Origin of the sequence: Denitratimonas tolerans (assembly GCF_037203605.1) — a bacterium.
Classification (GTDB): domain Bacteria; phylum Pseudomonadota; class Gammaproteobacteria; order Xanthomonadales; family Xanthomonadaceae; genus Denitratimonas; species Denitratimonas tolerans.
The window spans coordinates 105,471-124,518 of sequence record NZ_JBBDHC010000007.1 but is presented as its reverse complement, the minus strand read 5'-3'; the positions used below and the strand labels follow the sequence as shown (position 1 = coordinate 124,518).

The window sequence follows — 19,048 nt, the reverse complement described above, 5'->3', positions numbered from 1 at the left end:
TGCACTTACAATGTGCATCGTCTTCCTGAGGCAGTGCATCATGTCCAACAACATCACTCTTCGTCTTGACGAAAAGACGCTGCGCAGGATCAAGCACCTGGCGGTGGATCGTCACACCTCGGTGTCGGCCTGGGTGGGTGAACTGGTGACGCGCGCGGTCGCGGAACTGGATGGGTTCGAGCCTGCGAGCCGGCGTGCGCTGGACGCCATGGGTCAGCCCGTGCCCGTGCAGGAGGGGCCGCTCAGCCGCGGAGAGGCGCATGAGCGTTGAGGTCTTTGTCGATACCAATCTGCTGTTCTATGCAAACACCCAAGCCGAAGACCCGCGCCACGAGCAGGCACGCGAACTGATCCGGCCCTTGTGGTCCGAGCCGGGCAAGGCGGCGGTGAGTGTGCAAGTGCTGCAGGAACTGCACGTCAACCTGATGCGCAAGGGCGGTTTGAGCGCCGCACAGTCGGCGGAACGGGTGAATCATTACCTGGCGTGGCGGGTGGTGGACAACGACCGCGTTCTGCTGGCGTCGGCATTCGATGTGCAGACACGCTGGCAGCTTTCCTTTTGGGATAGCCTGATCGTGGCCGCTGCGCAGCGCGCCGGAGCCGGGCGGCTGTGGACCGAGGATCTGGGGCATGGTCAGTGGTATGGCGAGGTGCAGGCGATCAATCCGCTGAAGGGGGGATAAGCCGAGGCCCGGTGGACTTTCGCAACACGGTGATCGTGCGGACCTCCAACCCGGGGGGCGTTCGCCGGTGACAGGCAGGCCGTCGCCGGGCGTTTCGCCCCCCACGGCTTGCCGCGCGCAGGGCCGGGCCGCAGACTGTGCGCTTTCGCACTGCCGATATTCGCCATGTCCGCTGCACGCATCCTGATCATCGACGATGAGCCCGACATCCGCTCGGGGCTGGCCGACATCCTCGGAGACGAAGGCCATCGGGTCACGCTCGCCGGCGATGCGGCCGAGGCGCGCGCACGGCTGGGCGAGGCCGCGTTCGACGCGGTGCTGCTCGACATCTGGATGCCCGGCACCGACGGACTGGCGCTGCTGCGCGAGTGGGTGTCGGCGGGCGAGCTGCCGCAGCCGGTGATCATGATGTCCGGCCACGGCACGGTGGAAACGGCGGTCGAGGCCACGCGCCTCGGGGCCTACGATTTCATCGAGAAACCGATCGCGCTGGCCAAGCTGCTCATCACGCTGGAGCGCGCGCTGGAAGCCCAGCGGCTGCGCCAGATCAACCGCAGCCTGCAGCAGCAGGTCGGCTCGCTGTTCGAACCGATGGGAAGCTCGCCCGCGTTCGCCGCCGTGCTGGCCCAGCTCGAACGGCTGTCCGGGCGCGATGCGGCGATTCTCCTGCGCGGCGAACCGGGAACCGGCAAGGAGGCGCTGGCGCGCTGGCTGCACGGCAGAAGCGCGCGTCGCGGCGGCCCGTTCGTCACCGTGGCGGCGGGTGCCGTTCCGGACGAACAGGCGGCAACGGCCCTGTTCGGCAGCGAATCGGGCGGTGAGGTCGCCGCCGGCCTGCTGGAGCAGGCGCAGGGCGGAACCGTGTACCTGGACGGCATCGCCGAACTGGGGCCGGACACTCAGCTGCGCCTCTCCAGCGCGCTGGAGCGGCGTCAGATCCTGCGCGTCGGCGGGCGCGCGCCGGTGCCGCTCGACGTGCGCGTGATCGCGGCCAGCTCGCAGGACCTGGAGGCCGAGCGCGCCGCCGGCCGGCTGCGCGACGAGCTCTATTTCCAGCTCAACGTGCTGCCGATCCAGGTGCCGGCGCTGCGCGAGCGCGGCGAGGACATCGGGCCGCTGGTCCAGCACTTCGACGAGATATTCGCTGCGCGCGACGGGGTGGCACCGCGCCGCTGGACCGAGCCGGTGCTGGCGCGGCTGCGCCAGCACGCCTGGCCGGGCAACGTGCGCGAACTGCGCGCGCTGGCGCAGCGGCTGGCGCTGCTGGGCAGCGGCGAAGTGACCCTGGCCGAAGTGGAGCCCGCGCTGACCGGGCCGGGTGCGCGCCTGCCGCCCGGCACCGGGGAATCGGGCCACCCGCTCAACCTCGACCTGCCCTTGCGCGAAGCGCGCGACAGCTTCGAACGGGCGTATCTTCTGCGCCAGCTGCACAATGCCGGCGGCAGCGTGGGGCGCCTGGCCCAGATCACGGGCATGGAGCGCACCCACCTCTACCGCAAGCTGCGCGACCTTGGGATCGACAAGGACGGGGGCGAATAGATGTGCCGGGATCGGGGATTGGATATTGGGGATTTGCATGAGCGCGGGAGGCCGGCGCAGAGTGCGCCCCTGAGGGCGGGTCCGCTCCGGTCCCCGGTGCGGGTACGGAGCGCGCCGAGCCCGTCGAATCTCCAATCCCGATTCCCCAATCCCGGCTGACATGAAAATCCTCATTCTCGGTGCCGGCCAGGTGGGCAGTTCGGTGGCGGCGGCGCTGGCCTCGGAGAACAGCGACATCACCGTGGTGGACAACCAGCCGCTGCGGCTGCGCGAGCTTTCCGAGCGGCTGGACATCCGCACCGTGACCGGCCACGCCTCGCTGCCCAGCGTGCTCGAAACCGCCGGCGCGGGCGATGCGGATCTGGTGATCGCGGTCACTTCCAGTGACGAAGTCAACCTGATCGCCTGCCAGGTCGCCGATGCGCTGTTCAAGACGCCGACCAAGATCGCGCGCCTGCGCAAGAGCGAATATCTCGAACACCCCGAGCTCCTGCGCCGCGGCGGCAATTCCGTGGACGTGGCGATCAGCCCCGAGGCGCTGGTGTGCCGGCACGTGCAGGGGCTGATCGAACGCCCCGGCGCGCTGCAGGTGCTCGATTTCGCGCAGGGCCAGGTGCAGATGGTCGCGGTGCGCGCGCGCGCCGGCGGGGTTCTCGTCGGCGAGCCGATCAAGCAGCTGCGCGAGCGCCTGCCGGCCGGCATGGACCTGCGCGTGGCGGCCATTTTCCGCGGCGGACGGCCGATCATCCCGGAGCCCACCACCCAGATCGAACCCGATGACGAGGTGTTCTTTCTCGCCGACCGCGGCGACATCCGCGTCATCATGGACACGCTGCGCCCGCGCACCAAACCGGTGCGGCGCGTGCTCATCGCCGGCGGCGGCAACATCGGCGTCTCGCTCGCCGGCGCGCTGGAGGAGCAGTTCGGCGTGAAGCTGCTGGAGCGCTCCAGGGACCGCGCCAAGACCATCGCCGAGGACCTGCAGAACACCATCGTGCTGGTGGGCGATTGCACCGACGAGGATCTCCTGCGCGAGGAGAACATCGACCAGACCGATGTCTACTGCGCGCTGACCAACGACGACGAAGCCAACATCCTTTCGGCGATGCTGGCCAAGCGCATGGGATGCCCGCGCGTGATCGCGCTGATCAACCGCCCGGCCTACGCCGAGCTGGTGGAAGGCGACAGCAGCATCGACATCGCCGTCAGCCCGCAGCAGGTCACCCTGGGCGCGCTGCTGACGCACGTGCGGGCCGGCAACATGGTGCGGGTACACAGCCTGCGGCGCGGGCTGGCCGAGGCGATCGAGGCGGTGGCGCTGGGCGATGCGCGCACTTCGCGCGTGGTCGGGCGCGCGCTGGGCGAACTGGAGCTGCCGGAATCGGCCAACGTGGTCGGCGTGATCCGCGGCGAAAAACTCCTGATCGCCCATAGCGACGTGATCGTCGAACCCAACGATCACCTGATCGTGTTCCTGCTCGACAAGCGCGACCTGCCCCGCGTCGAGGCCGTGTTCCGCGCCGGGGCCACCTGGTTCTGACGCCGTGCCGCTTCCCCGCCGATACCTCTCGATCCAGAAGGCGCTGGGCGCACTGCTCGCGCTGACATCGCTTTTCCCGCTGCCGGCGCTGCTGCTGGCGCTGGTGCTGGGCGAGGACACCGCGGCGGCCTTCGGCCAGGCCATGCTGGTGGCCGCCGGGCTGGGCGCGATCCTTTGGTGGCCGGTGCGCACGGTGCGCTACGACCTGCGCCTGCGCGACGGTTTCCTGATCGCCTCGGGGTCCTGGATGCTGGCCAGCATGGTGGCGACGCTGCCGTTTGTCCTGGGGCTGCCGGAGCTTCCCTTCACACAGGCCGCGTTCGAGGCGGTGTCGGGCCTGACCACCACCGGTGCCAGCGTGTTCACGGGGCTGGACGGCCTGCCGCGCAGCATGCTGCTGTACCGCCAGTCGCTGAACTTCTATGGCGGCCTGGGCCTGGTGCTGCTGGCGGTCGCGATCCTGCCGATGCTGCGTGTCGGCGGCATGCAGCTGTTCCGTGCCGAAGTGACCGGCCCGACCAAGGACACCAAGCTCACGCCGCGCATCGCGGAAACCGCCAAGGCGCTGTGGAAGGTCTATCTTGGCCTCAACCTGCTGTGCGCGCTGGCCTATTGGGCCGCCGGGATGAGCCTGTTCGACGCCATCTGCCACGCCCTGTCCACGGTCGCCACGGCGGGTTTTTCCACCCACGACGCGGGCTTCGGCTACTGGAACAATCCGATGGTGGAGGTCGTGGCCACCGGCTTCATGCTGGTGGGCGGCATCAACTTCGGCCTGCACTACATGGCCTGGCGCCGCGCCAGCACGGCCCCGTACCACGGCGACACGGAGCTGCGCTTTTTCCTGCTGCTCGTCGCCCTGGTGGCGCTGGCGGTGACGCTGGCCCTTTGGCTCGGGGGCGCGTATCCCACCCTGGGCGAGGCGTTCCGCCACGCGATCTTCCAGTCGGTATCCAACATCACCACGACTGGATTCACCAAGGACGACTTCAGCCTGTGGCCGTCATTCGCGCCGCTGCTGCTGGTCATGGTGGCTTTCGTCGGTGGCTCCAGCAGCTCGACCTCGGGCGGCATGAAGGTCGCGCGGGTGACGATGGCGATCCGCCAGGGCCTGCGCGAAATCAAGCAGCTGGTGCATCCCAAGGGCCAGTTCATCGTGAAGATGGGCGGGCGGCGGGTGTCGGAGAGCATCGTGCTGTCGGTGGGCGGATTCTGCACGCTGTACGTGCTGTGCTTCGTCATGGTGACGCTGGCGCTCGCCGCGGTCGGGCTGGACGTGGTCACCGCGTTCACCGCGGCGGCGGCTTCGATCAACAACCTGGGTCCAGGCCTGGGCGAGGTGTCCGCCAGCTTCGGCACGCTGCCGCCGGCGGCGCTGTGGATCTGCTCCTTCGCCATGATCCTCGGGCGGCTGGAGGTGTTCACCGTGCTGGTACTGTTCGCGCCCTCGTTCTGGCGGGAGTGACCGCGCCACCGCTTGCGCTGCGGCATGCTCCGGACCGCGAGACACCGCCGCTCACCACTGCCAGGGTGTCCTCGCCAGCCGCACGCAAAGCCGCTGGAACGCCGCGCGCGCCTCGGCTTCGGGCAGGTACACGAGATGCAGCCGGTGCCCCATCGGATGGGCACCTGCCGTATCCACCCGCACCCCCGCCATACCGTGGCGACGATCGAACGGCGACTGGACCCACCGCACGGCCTGCACCTTCTCGATCCGCGCGAACGAGAGGCGCCGGTCCAGCCAGCCGCTGCGCCAGGCTACGTAGCCCTCGGTGATGGCATACCCGGCCGCTGCCGCCTGCCGGCGCGCCAGCCAGATCCAGCAGGGAGTCAGCGCCAGCACCAGCAAGGCCGGGGTGCCGACCGGATACAGCAGCACGGCACAGACGATCAGCGTCAGCACGCACGGCGGCAGCGCGATGCGGCGCCAGGCGCGCGGGTGCAGCGGGCGGAATGCAATCGCCGCGGGCCAGTCGGGCAGCCAGCCGCGCAGCAGCGCATCGAGCGCATCCGGCGGGGCGATCGGAACCAGGTCGGAAAGGCTCTGCTCCTCGTTGCCGGCCCGCAGCGCGGCGGTTTCGACCCTGAGGCTGCTGCGGACAAACAGGCGAAGGATCACGCCCTGGCGAAGAGTCCAGTGCTGGATGCGGTGCAGCGGTGCGCTGGCGCGCATCCGCGTCAGCAGGCCGCGCTCCACCGACAGGCGCGGCCCGGCCTGCTCCAGGGTGAAGCCGAAGTCGCGCAGCAGGGCCAGCGCGATCGCCAGCGCCTTGCCGACCACGTTCGCGACCAGCAGGGCGACCAGCACCAGCGCTGCCCACCCGCCCGGATGCAGTCCCTGTGCCGAGAGCCACTCGATCGCCTCGGCCGGCCACGCGCCAAAGCGCTGCCACAGCCGTTCGCCGCCAAATTGCATCAGCGCACCCGCGCCGGCCGCCAGCAGCACGGTGCCGCGGTTGGACGCGAGGCCAAGCTTCACCAGCTCGACCGGCGCAAGCTGCAGCAGGATGTGCGAGCCCACCTCGGCACCCTGTGCCCGCTTCGGGGCGTCATCGTTCGCGTGCGTGGCCGGGGAAAATCGCGCCGCGCCGCGATGGTGTTCCACCAGCCGCTCCAGCGCCGTGGCGTCGGCCATCGACAGCACCCGCATCTGCGCTTCCGGCTCGCTCCCGCCCACGGCCGATTCCAGCCGCACCTCGGCAACGCCGGCAAGCCGGTGCAGCAGGTTGCGATGCAAGGCCACCGACTGGATGCGCGCCAGCGGCACGTGCCGCTCGTTGCGCTGAAGCAGGCCGGAGCGGATGACCAGTTCGTCGGCGTCGATGCGGAAGCGGTAGGTGAAGTACTGCGCCACCGCCACCAGCGTCATCACCGCCACCGCCACCAGGCCCCACCACTGCCAGGCGTCCTCGTTGCGTCCGAACACCACCAGCACGATCAGCGGCAGCGCGAATCCCCTGAGCTGGATCAGCAGCACGAACAGCCAGGAAAGCGGATGCAGCCGGCGCTGCGCGCCCGCGCCCAGGCGCCGGGTGTCGCGCACCGTCGCGGAGTCGGGCGGCGATTGCACCGGATCAGGCGACATCCTCATCCACTCGGATCAGCGCATCGCGCAGGGCCTCGGCGCGCTCGACCGCCAGGCCGTTCAGCGCCACCCGTCCCAGTTCGCTGCCGGCGGTGTAGACGCGCAGCCCGGCCAGGCCGAGCGCACGATCCAGCGGGCCGCGGTGCAGATCGGTGTGCTGCACGCGCGAGCGCGGCACCACGGTGTCGCTGCGCCACCATACCCCGCGCTGGATGCGCAGGCCCTGCGGCGTCAGCGCATAGCGGGTGCGGCGCCAGCGCGCGCTGGCGTGGAAGAACGCAAGAATCGGCGCGACCAGCAGCGTCGCCGGCACGCCGGCACCGGCCACCGCCGCCGGCCAGGCCATGTCCAACGCCACGCCGAACAGCACGACCACCAGGATCCAGAGCACGCCGAGCGCGAACAGCGCGACGACGAGCGCGCGCAGCCGCATGCCCCAGCGCGCGCGCGGATCGAGGTGCTCGAACTGCCACCCGGCGGACAGCGAGGGCGGGACGATGCGCGCTTCCGTGGTCAGGTCAGTCATAGCGGATCGGATCGGTCCCTTCAGGGCGAATGGTGAAACGCTTGTAGCTCCACTGATACTGCGTCGGCGCAAGCGCAACGCAGGCTTCCACCGCGGCATTGAGCGCCGTGGTGCCGCGCACCGTATCGGCGTCGCCGATGGCCTCGGGTGCGGCGAGCAGGCGGATACGGAAACCCTGCGCGCCCGGCAGGCGCTCGGCGAAGGCCATCAGCACCGTCGCGCCGGTCTTGTGGGCCAAGCGCGGCAGAAGACTCATGGTCAGGGCGGGAATGCCGAAGAACGACGCGAACTCGCCGTCACCGCGCTTGGGTTGCTGGTCGGGAAGGATGCCCACCATGCCGCCATCCTTCAGATGCTTGAACAAGGTTCGCACCCCGGACGCTTCGGCACGCACCTGCGTGACGCCCGGCTGCGCGCGCAGCCGCCGGATCAGCGCATCGGCCCAGGGCTGGCGCGGCGGGCGATAGAGGATCGCCAATTCCGACTGTGCCGCCAGCCACTGGTTGAGCAGCTCCCAGTTGCCCAGGTGCGGCGCGGCGATGATGACGCCCCGCCCGGCCGCACGCGCCGCGTCGAACAGTTCGCGCCCTTCCACCTGGCGCACCAGCATCAGGTTGCGTGCCGCAGGGCGCGTCCAGAAGCGCGCGGTTTCGAGCAGCGTCCGGCCGGTTTCGGCCATGTTGGCGCGCCACAGCGCCCAGCGTGCAGCTTCGTCCTGCGCGGGAAAACACAGCGCGATGCTGCGCCACGCCACCCGCGCCTCGCGCGGCCGCAGGCCGCGCACCAGCACACCCAGAACCCCGCCCAGCACGTGCAGGGCGCGGTAGGGCAGGCAGCCAATCAGCCACAGGGCGGCGTGGAGCAGGTGGGCGGGCATTTCTGGAGGGGATGGAGCCGGGAATTGGGAATGGTAAGAGCAAAGCCGGGCCGGCGGTCATCGGGGGAACATCCGAACAAGTCTCCACCGTCATTCCAGCACATGCTGGAATCCATCCTGAAACAGCAACATGGATCCCGGCCTTCGCTGGTGATGACGGCTTGTTCAGATGCTCCTCGGGGATGCTCTACCATTTCCCGAGGCCGCAGCCCGACCCGGCTCTTGACCATTCCCAATTCCCGGCCCCATCCCATGATCGCCCTCATCCAGCGCGTTACCCAAGCCAGCGTTCGCGTCGATGAGCGCACCGTGGGGGCGATCGGTCCCGGGCTGCTCGCACTGGTGGCGGTCGAGCCGGGGGACGGTGAGGCGCAGGTGGCGAGGATGTGCGAGCGCCTGCTCGGGTATCGGGTCTTTGCCGACGCGGCCGGCCGCATGAACCGTTCCCTCACCGATGTCGCCGGCGGGCTGCTGCTGGTCAGCCAGTTCACCCTGGCCGCCGATACCCGCAAGGGCATGCGCCCGGGCTTTACCTCGGCGGCCTCGCCCGAAGACGGGCGCCGGGGCTTCGATCGCCTCGTGGCGGAATGCCGGGCGCGCCACGGCACGGTTGAAACCGGGGAATTCGGGGCGCATATGGTGGTCAGTCTGATCAACGACGGCCCGGTCACGTTCTGGTTGCAGGCGTGATCGCACCTCGCCGGCCACCGCTCGCACCGCGCAGAACGAGATTTTGCAGGGCCGGTCACGCCTCCGCGTGCGGGGCGGTTCAGCCATCTTCTGGCCGGAAGTGGCCCAAATCGCTATACTGTCGCGTTCTTTCCCCTTGACAAAACCCCATTCAGGTTACCCATGTTGATCGACAATCAAGACCCGCAGTCGGAGATCAAGAAGCTCATCGCCAAAGGGCGCGAGCAGGGCTACCTGACGTATGCGGAGGTCAACGACCATCTGCCCGACGACATCGTCGATCCGGAGCAGATCGAAGACATCATCGGCATGATCAACGACATGGGCATCGAGGTGCACGAGGTTGCGCCGGATGCCGAGTCGCTGCTGCTTTCCGATGCCGCTCCTCCCGGCTCGACCGATGACGACACCGCGGCGGAAGAGGCGGTGGCGGCGCTCTCGGCGCTGGACGCCGAGGCCGGTCGCACCACCGATCCGGTACGCATGTACATGCGCGAGATGGGTACGGTGGAACTGCTCACCCGCGAAGGCGAAATCGCCATCGCCAAGCGCATCGAGGAGGGCCTGGGCCAGGTCCAGGCGGCGCTGGCGAGCTTCCCGTGGTCGATCCAGCTGCTGCTGGAAGAGTATGACCTGCACGTCGAGGGCAAGAAGCGCCTGTCCGAGGTGGTCCAGGGTTTTGCCGATCAGGAAGAGCCCGAGCCCGCACCCGCCGCCCCCGCCCCCGCGGCCGAGGAAAGTCCCGACGCGGACGCGGAAGAGGACGAGAGCGCCGATGACGCGTCGTCCAACGACGAGGACGAGGACAGCGCGCCGGAGACCGGACCTGATCCGGCCGAGGTCGCGCGCCGCATGGAAGCGCTCAAGGTCGGCTACGAGAAATTCCGCCGCGCCTACGACAAGGCCGGTCCGGCCGATCGCAAGGTGATCGCACTGCGCGAGGAAATGGCCGCCGAGTTCCTGCGCCTGAAGCTGCCGGCCATCCAGATCGACGGGCTGGTGCGCAAGCTGCGCGAGGTGGTGAACGCCGTCCGCAATCACGAGCGGGTGATCATGGATATCTGCACGCGCCTGGCGAAGATGCCGCGCCGCGACTTCCTGCGCGCCTTTCCGGGCAACGAAACCAACACCGGCTGGGCGGACGACATGATCCGCCGCAAGCAGAAGTGGTCCTCGGGCCTGCGCGAGCACCGCGACGACATCATGATCGAGCAGGAGAAGCTCGCCGCCATCGAAGTGGCGCTGTTCCTCTCGCTGCCCGACATCAAGGACATCAACCGCGCGATGGCCTATGGCGAGGCCAAGGCGCGCAAGGCCAAGAAGGAAATGGTCGAGGCCAACCTGCGCCTGGTCATCTCCATCGCCAAGAAGTACACCAACCGCGGCCTGCAATTCCTGGATTTGATTCAGGAAGGAAACATCGGCCTGATGAAGGCCGTGGACAAGTTCGAATACCGCCGCGGCTACAAGTTCTCCACCTACGCCACCTGGTGGATTCGCCAGGCCATCACCCGCTCGATCGCCGACCAGGCGCGCACCATCCGCATCCCGGTGCACATGATCGAGACGATCAACAAGCTCAACCGCATTTCCCGCCAGATGCTCCAGCAGTACGGCCGCGAGCCGACGCCGGAGGAGCTGGCCAAGGAAATGGAAATGCCCGAGGACAAGATCCGCAAGGTGATGAAGATCGCCAAGGAGCCGATCTCGATGGAAACCCCGATCGGCGACGACGAGGATTCCCACCTGGGTGATTTCATCGAGGACATCAACGTCGAGTCCCCGGTCGAGCAGGCCACCGTCACCGGGCTGTCTGAAACGGTGCGCGACGTGCTCGCCGGGCTCACCCCGCGCGAGGCCAAGGTGCTGCGCATGCGCTTTGGCATCGACATGAATACCGACCACACCCTGGAAGAGGTCGGCAAGCAGTTCGACGTGACCCGCGAGCGCATCCGCCAGATAGAGGCCAAGGCGCTGCGAAAGCTGCGCCACCCGTCCCGCTCCGAACAGCTGCGCTCCTTCCTCGACATCGAATGAATGAGCCGCGCGCCGTCGGGCGGCGCAGGCATGATCCAGCGAAAGCGGCCGTCGGGCCGCTTTCGCGTTTGTCGCGGCGCGTTTTCCCGGAGCGGCCGGCCCGCTACACTCTTGTCAGGACTTCAGGGGCTACCGGATGAACACCACGATGACCGATGCGCTCGCACGGCTCTATCCGCTCGATGCGCTGCGTCCCGAAACGCGCGATCAGCTGGCCGGCGAAGCCGCGTTTTCCGACTATGCGCGCGGCGAGGTGCTGTTCCGCGCCGGCGACATGGACGACGACACCCTGTACCTGCTCGACGGCGCGGTGAGCGCCGAGTACCCGGACGGCAAGACCCGCCAGTTCGAGGCCGGGGCGCTGCAGGGGCGCTACTCGCTCGGGGATTCCCAGCCCAGGCGATTCACCGCCACGGTGAGCTCGCCCTCGGCGCGCATCGCGCGCTTCGATCGGCGCTACCTGGAGAAGGTCATCGCCTGGGACCAGATCGCGCGCACCGCCAGCGAGGCGGACGGCGGTGCAGACGCCAACCGCTGGGTATTCCGGCTGCTGCAAAGCCGCGCCTTCCGCAAGATGCCCACCGGCAACATCGAGCGCATGTTCCAGGGTTTCGAGGAAATCGCGGTGCGCGCCGATGACGTGATCGTGCGAGAGGGCGACCCGGGCGACTATTTCTACGTCATCAAGGAAGGTGCCGCTTCGGTGCTCAAGCACCTGGACGACAGCGAATCGGTGGTCGCCTACCTGGTGCGCGGGGACTGCTTCGGCGAGGACGCTCTGCTCGCCAACACCACCCGCAACGCCACCGTGAGGATGATGCAGGACGGTCGGCTCATGCGCCTGTCGCGCCGCACCTTCGAGGACGTGCTCAAGCCGCCGGTGGTGGAATGGGTCAACCCCGCACAGGCATCGCTCCTGGCGCGCACCGGTGCCACCGTGATCGACGTGCGCCTGCCGGCCGAGTTCGAGCAGCGCGCCATCCGCGATGCGATCAACCTGCCGCTGTACCGGCTGCGCGAAGATGCGGTCGACCGCTTCGGTCGCGACGACAAACTCATTGTCTACTGCAACACCGGCGAGCGCAGTGCGGCAGCGGCCTTCATCCTCACCCGCCTGGGTTTCGACGTGTACGCGCTTCAGGGCGGCCTGCTGGGCATGCTGCGCCAGCAGGAGAAGCAGGGCGCATGAGCACGCCTGCCGCGGCACCCGACGCGCCGCCCGATGCGGCGGCGGTCCTCGCCTGGCTGTCTGCGCTGCAGGATCGCCTTTGCGCGGCGCTGGAGGCCGCCGATGGCGGTGCCGCGTTCACCGAAGACACCTGGCAGCGTGAAGACGGCGGCGGCGGTCGCTCGCGCGTGATCAAGCATGGTGCGGTGTTCGAGCAGGGCGGCGTGAACTTCTCCGAGGTGCACGGCGCGGCGCTGCCGGCCTCGGCCAGCGCGCACCGGCCCGAACTGGCGGGCGCGCCCTGGCGCGCCTGCGGCGTCTCGATGGTGCTGCATCCGAAAAACCCGTATGTGCCCACTACCCACATGAACGTGCGCTACTTCGAGGCGCGTCCACCGGGTTCGGCTCCGGCCTGGTGGTTCGGTGGCGGCTTCGACCTCACCCCGTACTATCCCGTGGATGCCGACATCCGCCACTGGCACGAGGTCGCGCGGCGCGCCTGCTCGCCCTTCGGCGAGACGGTGTATGTCGAACACAAGGCCTGGTGCGACCGCTACTTCTTTTTGAAGCACCGCAACGAGGCGCGCGGCGTCGGCGGGCTGTTCTTCGACGACCTCAACGCCTGGGGCTTTGCGCGCAGCTTCGACTACGCGCGCGCCGTGGGCGACGCCTTCCTCGAAGCCTACCTGCCCTTGGTCGAGCGCCGCCGCGACATGCCGTACGGCGCACGCGAGCGCGACTTCCAGCTCTACCGGCGCGGGCGCTACGTCGAGTTCAACCTGGTCTGGGACCGCGGCACCCTGTTCGGCCTGCAGTCGGGCGGGCGCACCGAATCCATCCTGATGAGCCTGCCGCCGCAGGTGCGCTTCGAATACGGCTATGCGCCCGAACCGGGCAGCCCCGAGGCGCGCCTGGCCGACTACCTGCGCCCGCGCGACTGGCTGGCCGAACTTCCCGCCGGCTGATCGGCTGTCTGGTTCAGGGCGCAGCGCGCGGGGCGTCGGGCCGCATCTTTTCGCGCCGGTGCCGCAGGAAGGGGCGCTCGGTCAGCGCGTAGGACAGCGCCGAAACCGCCACGCTCGCGATCACCGCCAGCGCCGCCCAGCACCAGCTCGCCGTGTCGGCCCCCCTCGCCTTCGCGTAGCGCGCCAGCCCGTCGAGCACCGGGTAATGCCACAGGTAGAGGCTGTAGCTGATGGTGCCAAGAAAGACCATCGGCCGGTTCGCCAGCAGCGCGCGCACCGGCATCGCGCGCGATATGGCCGCGGCACCGACGAGGGCGGCGAAGGCGCAGCCGAACAGGGTGAACTGGAGAAACAGCCAGGGTGCCAGCGCCCCATCGACCACATAGCCCGCGCGCGGAAGCAGCCACACCAGCACCAGGGTCACCGCGACTCCCGCCAGCAGCAGGCAGCGGTCGGAACCGCTGCGGCCGAGCATCAACGCGTGCGCCACCAGCATGCCCAGCGCGAACTGGTCCAGACGCCCCGGCAGTTGGATCACCCAGCGGTAGAGCGTGAGCCACTCGACCCCCTGATCAAACACCATCCACCAGACCAGCACCCGGAATCCGACGCAGGCCAGCACGAGCAGCACGAGTCCGCGCGGCAGCGCGCGCCGCGCGGCGAAGGCCAGCGCCACCAGCGGCGCGACAAGGTAGAAATCCCATTCCACCGGCAGCGACCACCACACCGGGTTGAGCGCCGTGGCGTTGTTGATCAGGTTCGCGGTCAGGGTGACGCTGAGCAGGGCTTCACCGGCACCCATCGGAAAGCCGCCGGGGCCGAGCGCGGCGAGCAACGCCAGCACGATCCACTGCGCCCAGTAGGCTGGAAAGACGCGCAGGACGCGCCGCCGCCAGAACGTGCCGAATGCGACCTTCGCCCCGCCCAGCCGCGCGGCCACCCACGGCCCGCCGATGAGATAGCCCGACAGCACGAAGAAAAGATCCACGCCCAGATAGCCGTGCGCCGCCAGCGGGGTGAAATCGAGCGGCCCGAGCGCCAGCGCCGGCGCGCCCGTGCGCTGCCAGAGATGGAACACCAGCACCCACAGCGCCGCCATGCCGCGCAGCCCGGTGAGCGCGTCGGCATAGGGCGGCATTCGGGGCGAGGCGGGACGATTCATCGGCGCGATGATACCGGCGGTCCGTGTGTTTCCCCGCACCGCTTGCCTGCCGTGATTGCGTGCTGGAGAGTACGCGGATGCTGAAGGCGCTCATCGTTCGCTTCATCGCAGCCGCATCGATGCTGGCCGCCGCCGCGCCCGCCGGCGCGCTTTCCACCGCCCGCCTGCCCGGTTGGGTCTGCGGACAGGGCGCGCCGCCGCTGTTCTTCGACGGATTCGAGAGCGGCGATGCGTTCCACCGTGAACCCTCGTACGGCAGCGGTGGGGCCTATCCGGGCGCGCAGACGCGCAGCGTCGCGGTGTTCGGCCAGCCGCGCGACTACTACCTCTATGTGCCGACCGGCTATCCCTTCGCCGCCCCCGCGCCGCTGCTGCTGGTGCTGCACGGGGCCGGCGGCGCGGGCACCGCGCCCGCCGCGGCGCAGTGGCTGCGCGATCAATGGTCGGCGCAGGCGCAGGCCGGCGGCTTCCTCGTCGCCGCGCCGGTGGCGTCCGGTTCGCAGGGCAGCTGGTATCCGGCGCTCGACTACCCGATGTTCCAGGCGATCCTCGACGACGTCGCGGCCCACTACAACATCGACGCCAGCCGCATTCACGGCTGGGGCTATTCGGCCGGCGGCCACGTGATGCACGACCTGGCGCTGCGCCAGCGCAGCGGCGTACCGGACATCCGCACCTTCGCCGGCTACGGCATCAGCGCGGGCGTGCTGCAGCAGTGGGCGTGCCAGCCTCCGGCCAACTGCCCGGCCCTGCTTGCGCAGGCCGCGCGAAAAATCCCGGTCGATCTGCGCGTGGGCACGCAGGACTACTACTACCCGGCCGTGCAGGCCGACCGCGACGCCTTCCTCGCCGCCGGCTGGAACGCCGGCGACACCCTGAGCTACGGCAGCTTCCCGGAAGGCCACCTCGTTTTCCCGTGGCATTTCCCGGACACCTGGCAGTTCCTCTGCCCCCTCCAGCGGCGGCTGGACTGATCGCGCACGGGAACCGTCCCGCCGCGCCGCGGCGCGCCTGACGCGGCTTCGTCAGTGCCGGTCGTTCATCAGCGCCAGCAGCCCGTCGCGGAACGCCGGTCCGCCGCCGTGCGCGGGGTGGCGGATCTTCGTCGCCTCGATGCCCAGCCCGGCGAGCGTGGCGTGGCCGATATTGCCCACGGCGGCGATGTGCGCGGGACCGAAGATGCCGATGAGCTGTTCGAGCTGGGGCAGGCCGTCGCGCCTGAGCTCGGCCGGCGTCGGCGTGCGGTTGGATTCGTCCACGCCGGGTCGGTGCGGGTGCAGCGGCAGCGCCGGCCATACCAGCACCGGTTCGGGCAGCTCCTGGAAAACGCGCTGCACCACGGTGGCGCTGGCCTCGCTGCGCAGGCGCTGGCCCTCGGCGATGAGCCGGTAGCCGGCCTCCGCGCCGCCAAACAGGCCGAAGCGATCCTTCGGCCCCATCATGTTGCTTTCGGCGCAGAAGTTGACCCCGGTGCGCCACGCGCCGCGGTAGCCCGGCGCCTCGCCCACCAGCAGCACCGTGGGCCGCCACGGCAGGAGCTGGCGCAGGAAGACCTGCAGGTTGGAAAAGCGGATGCGCCCTTCCGGCGTGGCCGGATCGTAGAGCGCGTGCGCGTTGGCGCGGTCGTGAAAGCCCTGCAGCGTCTCGAACCAGGGTTCGAGCCTGCCCAGCATGCGGCGGGCCCAGGCGGTATCCATCGCGAACCTCCGAAAGCCAAGAAGCCCACAGTGTCGCGCTGCGCGGCGCAGACCCCCAAATCCGCAGGGCGCTACACCGTGCCGCGGCGCTTGCCGATGAAGGGGCGGTACCACTCGCGCACCCGCGCCATGTCGGCATCGGCATCCGGGCCGGGCGTCACCAGCGGGCCGAGAATCATGGTCTTTTCCGGGTAGTGGAAGGCGGCCAGCATCACCGGCACCTGCGCGCTGCGCGCGATGTGCCAGAAGCCGGACTTCCAGCGCTCCACCCGCCGGCGGGTGCCTTCGGGCGCAAGCAGGAACCAGGTCGGACCTTCGCCGCGAAGCCGGGCAGCCGCCTGTTCCACCGCGCCGTGCGCCTTGTCCCGATCCACCGGCACGCCGCCGATCCGCGACAGCAGCCAGCCCAGTGGGCCGCGGAAGGCTTCGGCCTTGGCCAGGAAGGTGATGCGCACCCCCATCGCCAGCATCCCGGCGATGCCCCACACCGCGTCCCAGGCCGAGGAGTGCGGCGCGACGATGATGACGAAGCGCGCAAGATCGGGAAACTCGCCCTCGATGCGCCATCCGCCCAGGCGCAGGATCGTGCGCCCGAAGGCGCGCGCCAGCGCGTTGCCCTGGCGCGGCGCGCTGGCGGGAAGCGCGGGCACCACCGGTCCGGTGCTCATCCTTCGGGATTCCAGCGCGCGCTGCGCCCGCGCTTGATGTCGCCGCGCCCCTTCTTGGCCTCGATGCGCCGTTCCTTGGAAGCGCGCGTGGGTTTGGTCGCAATGCGCGGCCTGGGCGGCACGCGCGCCGCGTCGATCAGCGCGGCAAGGCGGGCGCGCGCGTCCTCGCGGTTGCGGTCCTGGCTGCGGAAGCGCTGCGCATTGATCACGATCACGCCGTCGGCACCGATGCGTCGGTCGCGGCGGGCGAGGAGGCGCTCGCGCACGGCCTCGGGCAGCGAGGGCGAGGCACCGGCGTCGAAGCGCAGCTCCACCGCGGTGGACACCTTGTTCACGTTCTGCCCGCCCGGGCCGGAAGCGCGCACGAAGCGCTCGATCAGCTCCTCTTCGGGAATGAACAGACCGGGCGCAATCGTCAGCATCGGCCGGCGGTCAGAGCGGGTGGCGCTCGAGGAAATCGCGCACGCGCGGCACGATGACCGCGGCCTTGTCTTCCAGCACGTAGTGGCCGGCGTCGTCGAAAATCAGGCTTTCCGCATTCGGCAAACGCTGCTCGAAGCCGCGCAGGAAATGCGCGTCGAAGACGAAATCGCACAGCCCCCAGACCAGCAGCGCCGGACGGTCGGCGAACTCGCCGAGGCGACGCCCGGACTCCTCGACGATGCGCCAGGCACGATCTTCCGGGCCGAGCGGGATGTCCTGCACGAAGCGCAGGGTGGCGATGCGGTGCGCCCAGGAGTCGTAGGGCGCAACGTAGGCCGCGCGCACTTCCGAGGGCATACGCTGCTCCACACCCACGAACGAGGCGGCGCTGGAAAACGCGTTGAGGCCGCGGATCGCCAGCGCGCCCAGGCGCGAATCGCGCCCCAGCCGGAGCTGCCAGGGCATCGGCTTTTCCGCCGGCAGGGGAAAGGCCGCAGTGTTGAGGATGACCATGCGCGCGACGCGATCCGCATCGCGCAAGGCCCAGCCGAAGCCGATCATGCCGCCCCAGTCGTGCACCGCCAGCGTCACCCTGCCGGTGATGCCCAGGTGTTCGAGCAGGCTGGCCACGTCGTCGATGCGCGACTGGAGCGTGTAGGCGTAGGCCGCGTCATCCGGCTTGTCCGACAGCCCCATGCCGACGTGGTCGGGCACGATGCAGCGCCAGCGGTCGGACAGCGCGCCCACCAGCTTGCGCCAGTAGTAGCTCCACGACGGGTTGCCGTGCAGCATCAGCACCACCTCGCCATCGCGCGGGCCTTCGTCGAGATAGCTCATCGCGATGCCGGGGCGCAGCTCGAAACGCTTTGGCGTGAACGGATAGTCGGGGTAGTGCATGGAGATCGGGTCGCGTCGACAGGCCGGACACTCTAGGTGCGCCGGGCGCTGGCGACAACCGGAGGCGCGGCCCGGGCTCCGCCGCGCCGCCTTCAGATCAGCTTGATCTCGCGCAGCCGCTCTTCCAGGTAGCCCTGCGCCGTGATCGGCTCGGGATAGCGACTGGGGCTGTCGGCGCTGATGCAGGAAGGCAGCACGTCGATCAGGAAGTCCGGATTGGGGTGCAGGAAGAAGGGCACCGAATAGCGCGGCGCACGCGCCGACGCGCCCGGCGGATTGACCACGCGGTGGGTGGTGGACGGATAGACGTGGTTGGTGAGCCGCTGCAGCATGTCGCCGATATTGACCACGATCGTGTCGGCATCCGCGGTGAACGGCACCCATTCGCCCTTGCGGGAAAGCACCTGCAGCCCTTCCGCGCTGGCCCCGACCAGCAGCGTGATCAGGTTGATGTCCTCGTGCGCACCGGCGCGCACGTTGGGAATGTCGTCGGCGGTGATTGGCGGGTAGTGGATCGGCCGCAGGATCGAGTTTCCCGCATCGGTCTTGTCGGCGAACCAGTCCTGCGGCAGGCCGATGTGCAGGGCCAGCGCCGACAGGACGCGCGATCCGAGGTCATCGAGCGCGCGGTAGAGCGCCAGTGCGTGCTCCTTGAATCCCGGCACTTCGGCCGGCCAGAGGTTGTCGGCCATCACCGCGCGGTAGCGGCTGTCGGCCGCCAGCTCGCGGCCGACGTGCCAGAACTCCTTGAGGTCGTAGTGGCTGGAGCCCTTGGCCGTTTCCACGCCGAAGGGAGTGTAGCCGCGCGCGCCGCCGCCGCCGGGGACGTGGTAGCTGCGCTTGACCGCATCGGGCAGCGCGAAGAAGGCGCGAAAGGCCGCGTAGGCCGAATCGATCAGCGCCTGCGGGATGCCGTGATGGCGGATGCCGGCAAAGCCCCACTCGCGGTACGCCGCCCCCAGTTCGGCGACGAAGGCATCGCGTTCGGTATCGAATCGACGGATGTCGAGGGTGGGAATGCGGGTCGTCATGGCGCAAGCCTGGGCGGTGGTGGAAAGGCGGCAAGCATAGACTGTTTGGCATCATCGGGC

19 protein-coding genes are annotated in these 19,048 nt (G+C 69.3%); 10 read left to right on the top strand and 9 right to left on the bottom strand.

What is annotated here, in order from left to right:
• Positions 1-40 precede the first annotated feature (40 nt).
• From WB794_RS06730 to WB794_RS06710, 5 genes are all read left to right on the top strand, one after another.
• Complete coding sequence (locus WB794_RS06730; RefSeq protein ID WP_337335080.1) at positions 41-271, top strand: hypothetical protein; 231 nt, start codon at positions 41-43, stop codon at positions 269-271.
• A complete protein-coding gene (locus WB794_RS06725; RefSeq protein WP_337335079.1) occupies positions 261-683 on the top strand; it encodes a PIN domain-containing protein in 423 nt (140 codons plus the stop codon). The genes WB794_RS06730 and WB794_RS06725 overlap by 11 nt, the downstream gene beginning before the upstream one ends.
• 165 nt (positions 684-848) lie before the next feature.
• On the top strand, positions 849-2,222 hold the full coding sequence (locus WB794_RS06720; protein WP_337335078.1) for a sigma-54-dependent transcriptional regulator: 1,374 nt from the start codon (positions 849-851) through the stop codon (positions 2,220-2,222).
• Between the two features lie 160 nt (positions 2,223-2,382).
• The gene (gene trkA, locus WB794_RS06715; protein WP_337335077.1) at positions 2,383-3,762 is read left to right on the top strand and encodes a Trk system potassium transporter TrkA; all 1,380 of its coding nucleotides are present in this window, start codon (positions 2,383-2,385) and stop codon (positions 3,760-3,762) included.
• Between the two features lie 4 nt (positions 3,763-3,766).
• Positions 3,767-5,227: a TrkH family potassium uptake protein gene (locus WB794_RS06710; RefSeq protein WP_337335076.1), complete on the top strand. Its 1,461-nt coding sequence runs from the start codon at positions 3,767-3,769 to the stop codon at positions 5,225-5,227.
• Between the two features lie 51 nt (positions 5,228-5,278).
• Here WB794_RS06710 and WB794_RS06705 read toward each other — a convergent pair whose 3' ends face one another.
• The 3 genes from WB794_RS06705 to WB794_RS06695 form a co-directional block, all read right to left on the bottom strand.
• Positions 5,279-6,847, bottom strand: a complete 1,569-nt coding sequence (locus tag WB794_RS06705) for a PH domain-containing protein (protein WP_337335075.1) — start codon at positions 6,845-6,847, stop codon at positions 5,279-5,281.
• Positions 6,837-7,133, bottom strand: a complete 297-nt coding sequence (locus tag WB794_RS13510; RefSeq protein WP_415926658.1) for a PH domain-containing protein — start codon at positions 7,131-7,133, stop codon at positions 6,837-6,839. Before WB794_RS13510 ends, WB794_RS06705 begins: the two co-directional genes overlap by 11 nt.
• A gap of 232 nt (positions 7,134-7,365) precedes the next feature.
• The gene (locus tag WB794_RS06695; RefSeq protein WP_337335073.1) at positions 7,366-8,250 is read right to left on the bottom strand and encodes an LpxL/LpxP family acyltransferase; all 885 of its coding nucleotides are present in this window, start codon (positions 8,248-8,250) and stop codon (positions 7,366-7,368) included.
• 252 nt (positions 8,251-8,502) lie between these two features.
• On the opposite strand from WB794_RS06695, the gene dtd reads away from it, so the two are divergent.
• The 4 genes from dtd (at position 8,503) to hemF (ending at position 13,110) form a co-directional block, all read left to right on the top strand.
• Entirely contained in the window at positions 8,503-8,940 is a 438-nt protein-coding gene (gene dtd, locus WB794_RS06690; protein WP_337335072.1) for a D-aminoacyl-tRNA deacylase, read from the top strand.
• A 162-nt stretch (positions 8,941-9,102) separates the two neighbouring features.
• Positions 9,103-10,977, top strand: a complete 1,875-nt coding sequence (gene rpoD / locus WB794_RS06685) for an RNA polymerase sigma factor RpoD (protein WP_415926655.1) — start codon at positions 9,103-9,105, stop codon at positions 10,975-10,977.
• Positions 10,978-11,113: 136 nt separating this feature from the next.
• Complete coding sequence (locus WB794_RS06680) at positions 11,114-12,166, top strand: cyclic nucleotide-binding domain-containing protein (RefSeq protein WP_337335071.1); 1,053 nt, start codon at positions 11,114-11,116, stop codon at positions 12,164-12,166.
• Positions 12,163-13,110, top strand: coding sequence for an oxygen-dependent coproporphyrinogen oxidase (gene hemF, locus WB794_RS06675; RefSeq protein ID WP_337335070.1), 948 nt, complete (start codon positions 12,163-12,165; stop codon positions 13,108-13,110). The genes WB794_RS06680 and hemF overlap by 4 nt, the downstream gene beginning before the upstream one ends.
• 13 nt (positions 13,111-13,123) lie before the next feature.
• On the opposite strand, the gene WB794_RS06670 is transcribed toward hemF, so the two are convergent.
• The gene (locus WB794_RS06670; protein WP_337335069.1) at positions 13,124-14,272 is read right to left on the bottom strand and encodes an acyltransferase family protein; all 1,149 of its coding nucleotides are present in this window, start codon (positions 14,270-14,272) and stop codon (positions 13,124-13,126) included.
• 77 nt (positions 14,273-14,349) lie between these two features.
• Here WB794_RS06670 and WB794_RS06665 point away from each other — a divergent pair, with 77 nt between their 5' ends.
• The gene (locus tag WB794_RS06665; protein ID WP_337335068.1) at positions 14,350-15,246 is read left to right on the top strand and encodes an alpha/beta hydrolase family protein; all 897 of its coding nucleotides are present in this window, start codon (positions 14,350-14,352) and stop codon (positions 15,244-15,246) included.
• A 51-nt stretch (positions 15,247-15,297) separates the two neighbouring features.
• Here the strand turns inward: WB794_RS06665 and WB794_RS06660 are convergent, their stop codons facing one another.
• The 5 genes from WB794_RS06660 to WB794_RS06640 form a co-directional block, all read right to left on the bottom strand.
• Positions 15,298-15,969, bottom strand: a complete 672-nt coding sequence (locus WB794_RS06660; RefSeq protein WP_337335067.1) for a uracil-DNA glycosylase — start codon at positions 15,967-15,969, stop codon at positions 15,298-15,300.
• 71 nt (positions 15,970-16,040) lie between these two features.
• The gene (locus tag WB794_RS06655; protein WP_337335066.1) at positions 16,041-16,637 is read right to left on the bottom strand and encodes a 1-acyl-sn-glycerol-3-phosphate acyltransferase; all 597 of its coding nucleotides are present in this window, start codon (positions 16,635-16,637) and stop codon (positions 16,041-16,043) included.
• Positions 16,634-17,059 carry an alternative ribosome rescue aminoacyl-tRNA hydrolase ArfB gene (gene arfB, locus WB794_RS06650; protein WP_337335065.1) on the bottom strand — a complete coding sequence of 142 codons (426 nt, stop codon included), beginning with the start codon at positions 17,057-17,059 and terminating at the stop codon, positions 16,634-16,636. The genes WB794_RS06655 and arfB overlap by 4 nt, the downstream gene beginning before the upstream one ends.
• Positions 17,060-17,069: 10 nt before the next feature.
• On the bottom strand, positions 17,070-17,957 hold the full coding sequence (locus WB794_RS06645) for an alpha/beta fold hydrolase (protein WP_337335064.1): 888 nt from the start codon (positions 17,955-17,957) through the stop codon (positions 17,070-17,072).
• A gap of 92 nt (positions 17,958-18,049) precedes the next feature.
• Positions 18,050-18,988, bottom strand: coding sequence for an isopenicillin N synthase family dioxygenase (locus tag WB794_RS06640; protein WP_337335063.1), 939 nt, complete (start codon positions 18,986-18,988; stop codon positions 18,050-18,052).
• Positions 18,989-19,048 lie beyond the last annotated feature (60 nt).

What these genes read in the sequence shown, in the direction of transcription:
- WB794_RS06730 (WP_337335080.1), top strand. Translation starts at nt 41, where the DNA reads ATGTCCAACAACATCACTCTTCGTCTTGACGAAAAGACGCTGCGCAGG.
- WB794_RS06725 (WP_337335079.1), top strand. Translation starts at nt 261, where the DNA reads ATGAGCGTTGAGGTCTTTGTCGATACCAATCTGCTGTTCTATGCAAAC.
- WB794_RS06720 (WP_337335078.1), top strand. Translation starts at nt 849, where the DNA reads ATGTCCGCTGCACGCATCCTGATCATCGACGATGAGCCCGACATCCGC.
- trkA (WP_337335077.1), top strand. Translation starts at nt 2,383, where the DNA reads ATGAAAATCCTCATTCTCGGTGCCGGCCAGGTGGGCAGTTCGGTGGCG.
- WB794_RS06705 (WP_337335075.1), bottom strand. Translation starts at nt 6,847, where the DNA reads ATGTCGCCTGATCCGGTGCAATCGCCGCCCGACTCCGCGACGGTGCGC.
- WB794_RS06695 (WP_337335073.1), bottom strand. Translation starts at nt 8,250, where the DNA reads ATGCCCGCCCACCTGCTCCACGCCGCCCTGTGGCTGATTGGCTGCCTG.
- dtd (WP_337335072.1), top strand. Translation starts at nt 8,503, where the DNA reads ATGATCGCCCTCATCCAGCGCGTTACCCAAGCCAGCGTTCGCGTCGAT.
- rpoD (WP_415926655.1), top strand. Translation starts at nt 9,103, where the DNA reads ATGTTGATCGACAATCAAGACCCGCAGTCGGAGATCAAGAAGCTCATC.
- WB794_RS06680 (WP_337335071.1), top strand. Translation starts at nt 11,114, where the DNA reads ATGAACACCACGATGACCGATGCGCTCGCACGGCTCTATCCGCTCGAT.
- hemF (WP_337335070.1), top strand. Translation starts at nt 12,163, where the DNA reads ATGAGCACGCCTGCCGCGGCACCCGACGCGCCGCCCGATGCGGCGGCG.
- WB794_RS06670 (WP_337335069.1), bottom strand. Translation starts at nt 14,272, where the DNA reads ATGAATCGTCCCGCCTCGCCCCGAATGCCGCCCTATGCCGACGCGCTC.
- WB794_RS06665 (WP_337335068.1), top strand. Translation starts at nt 14,350, where the DNA reads ATGCTGAAGGCGCTCATCGTTCGCTTCATCGCAGCCGCATCGATGCTG.
- WB794_RS06660 (WP_337335067.1), bottom strand. Translation starts at nt 15,969, where the DNA reads ATGGATACCGCCTGGGCCCGCCGCATGCTGGGCAGGCTCGAACCCTGG.
- WB794_RS06655 (WP_337335066.1), bottom strand. Translation starts at nt 16,637, where the DNA reads ATGAGCACCGGACCGGTGGTGCCCGCGCTTCCCGCCAGCGCGCCGCGC.
- arfB (WP_337335065.1), bottom strand. Translation starts at nt 17,059, where the DNA reads ATGCTGACGATTGCGCCCGGTCTGTTCATTCCCGAAGAGGAGCTGATC.
- WB794_RS06645 (WP_337335064.1), bottom strand. Translation starts at nt 17,957, where the DNA reads ATGCACTACCCCGACTATCCGTTCACGCCAAAGCGTTTCGAGCTGCGC.
- WB794_RS06640 (WP_337335063.1), bottom strand. Translation starts at nt 18,988, where the DNA reads ATGACGACCCGCATTCCCACCCTCGACATCCGTCGATTCGATACCGAA.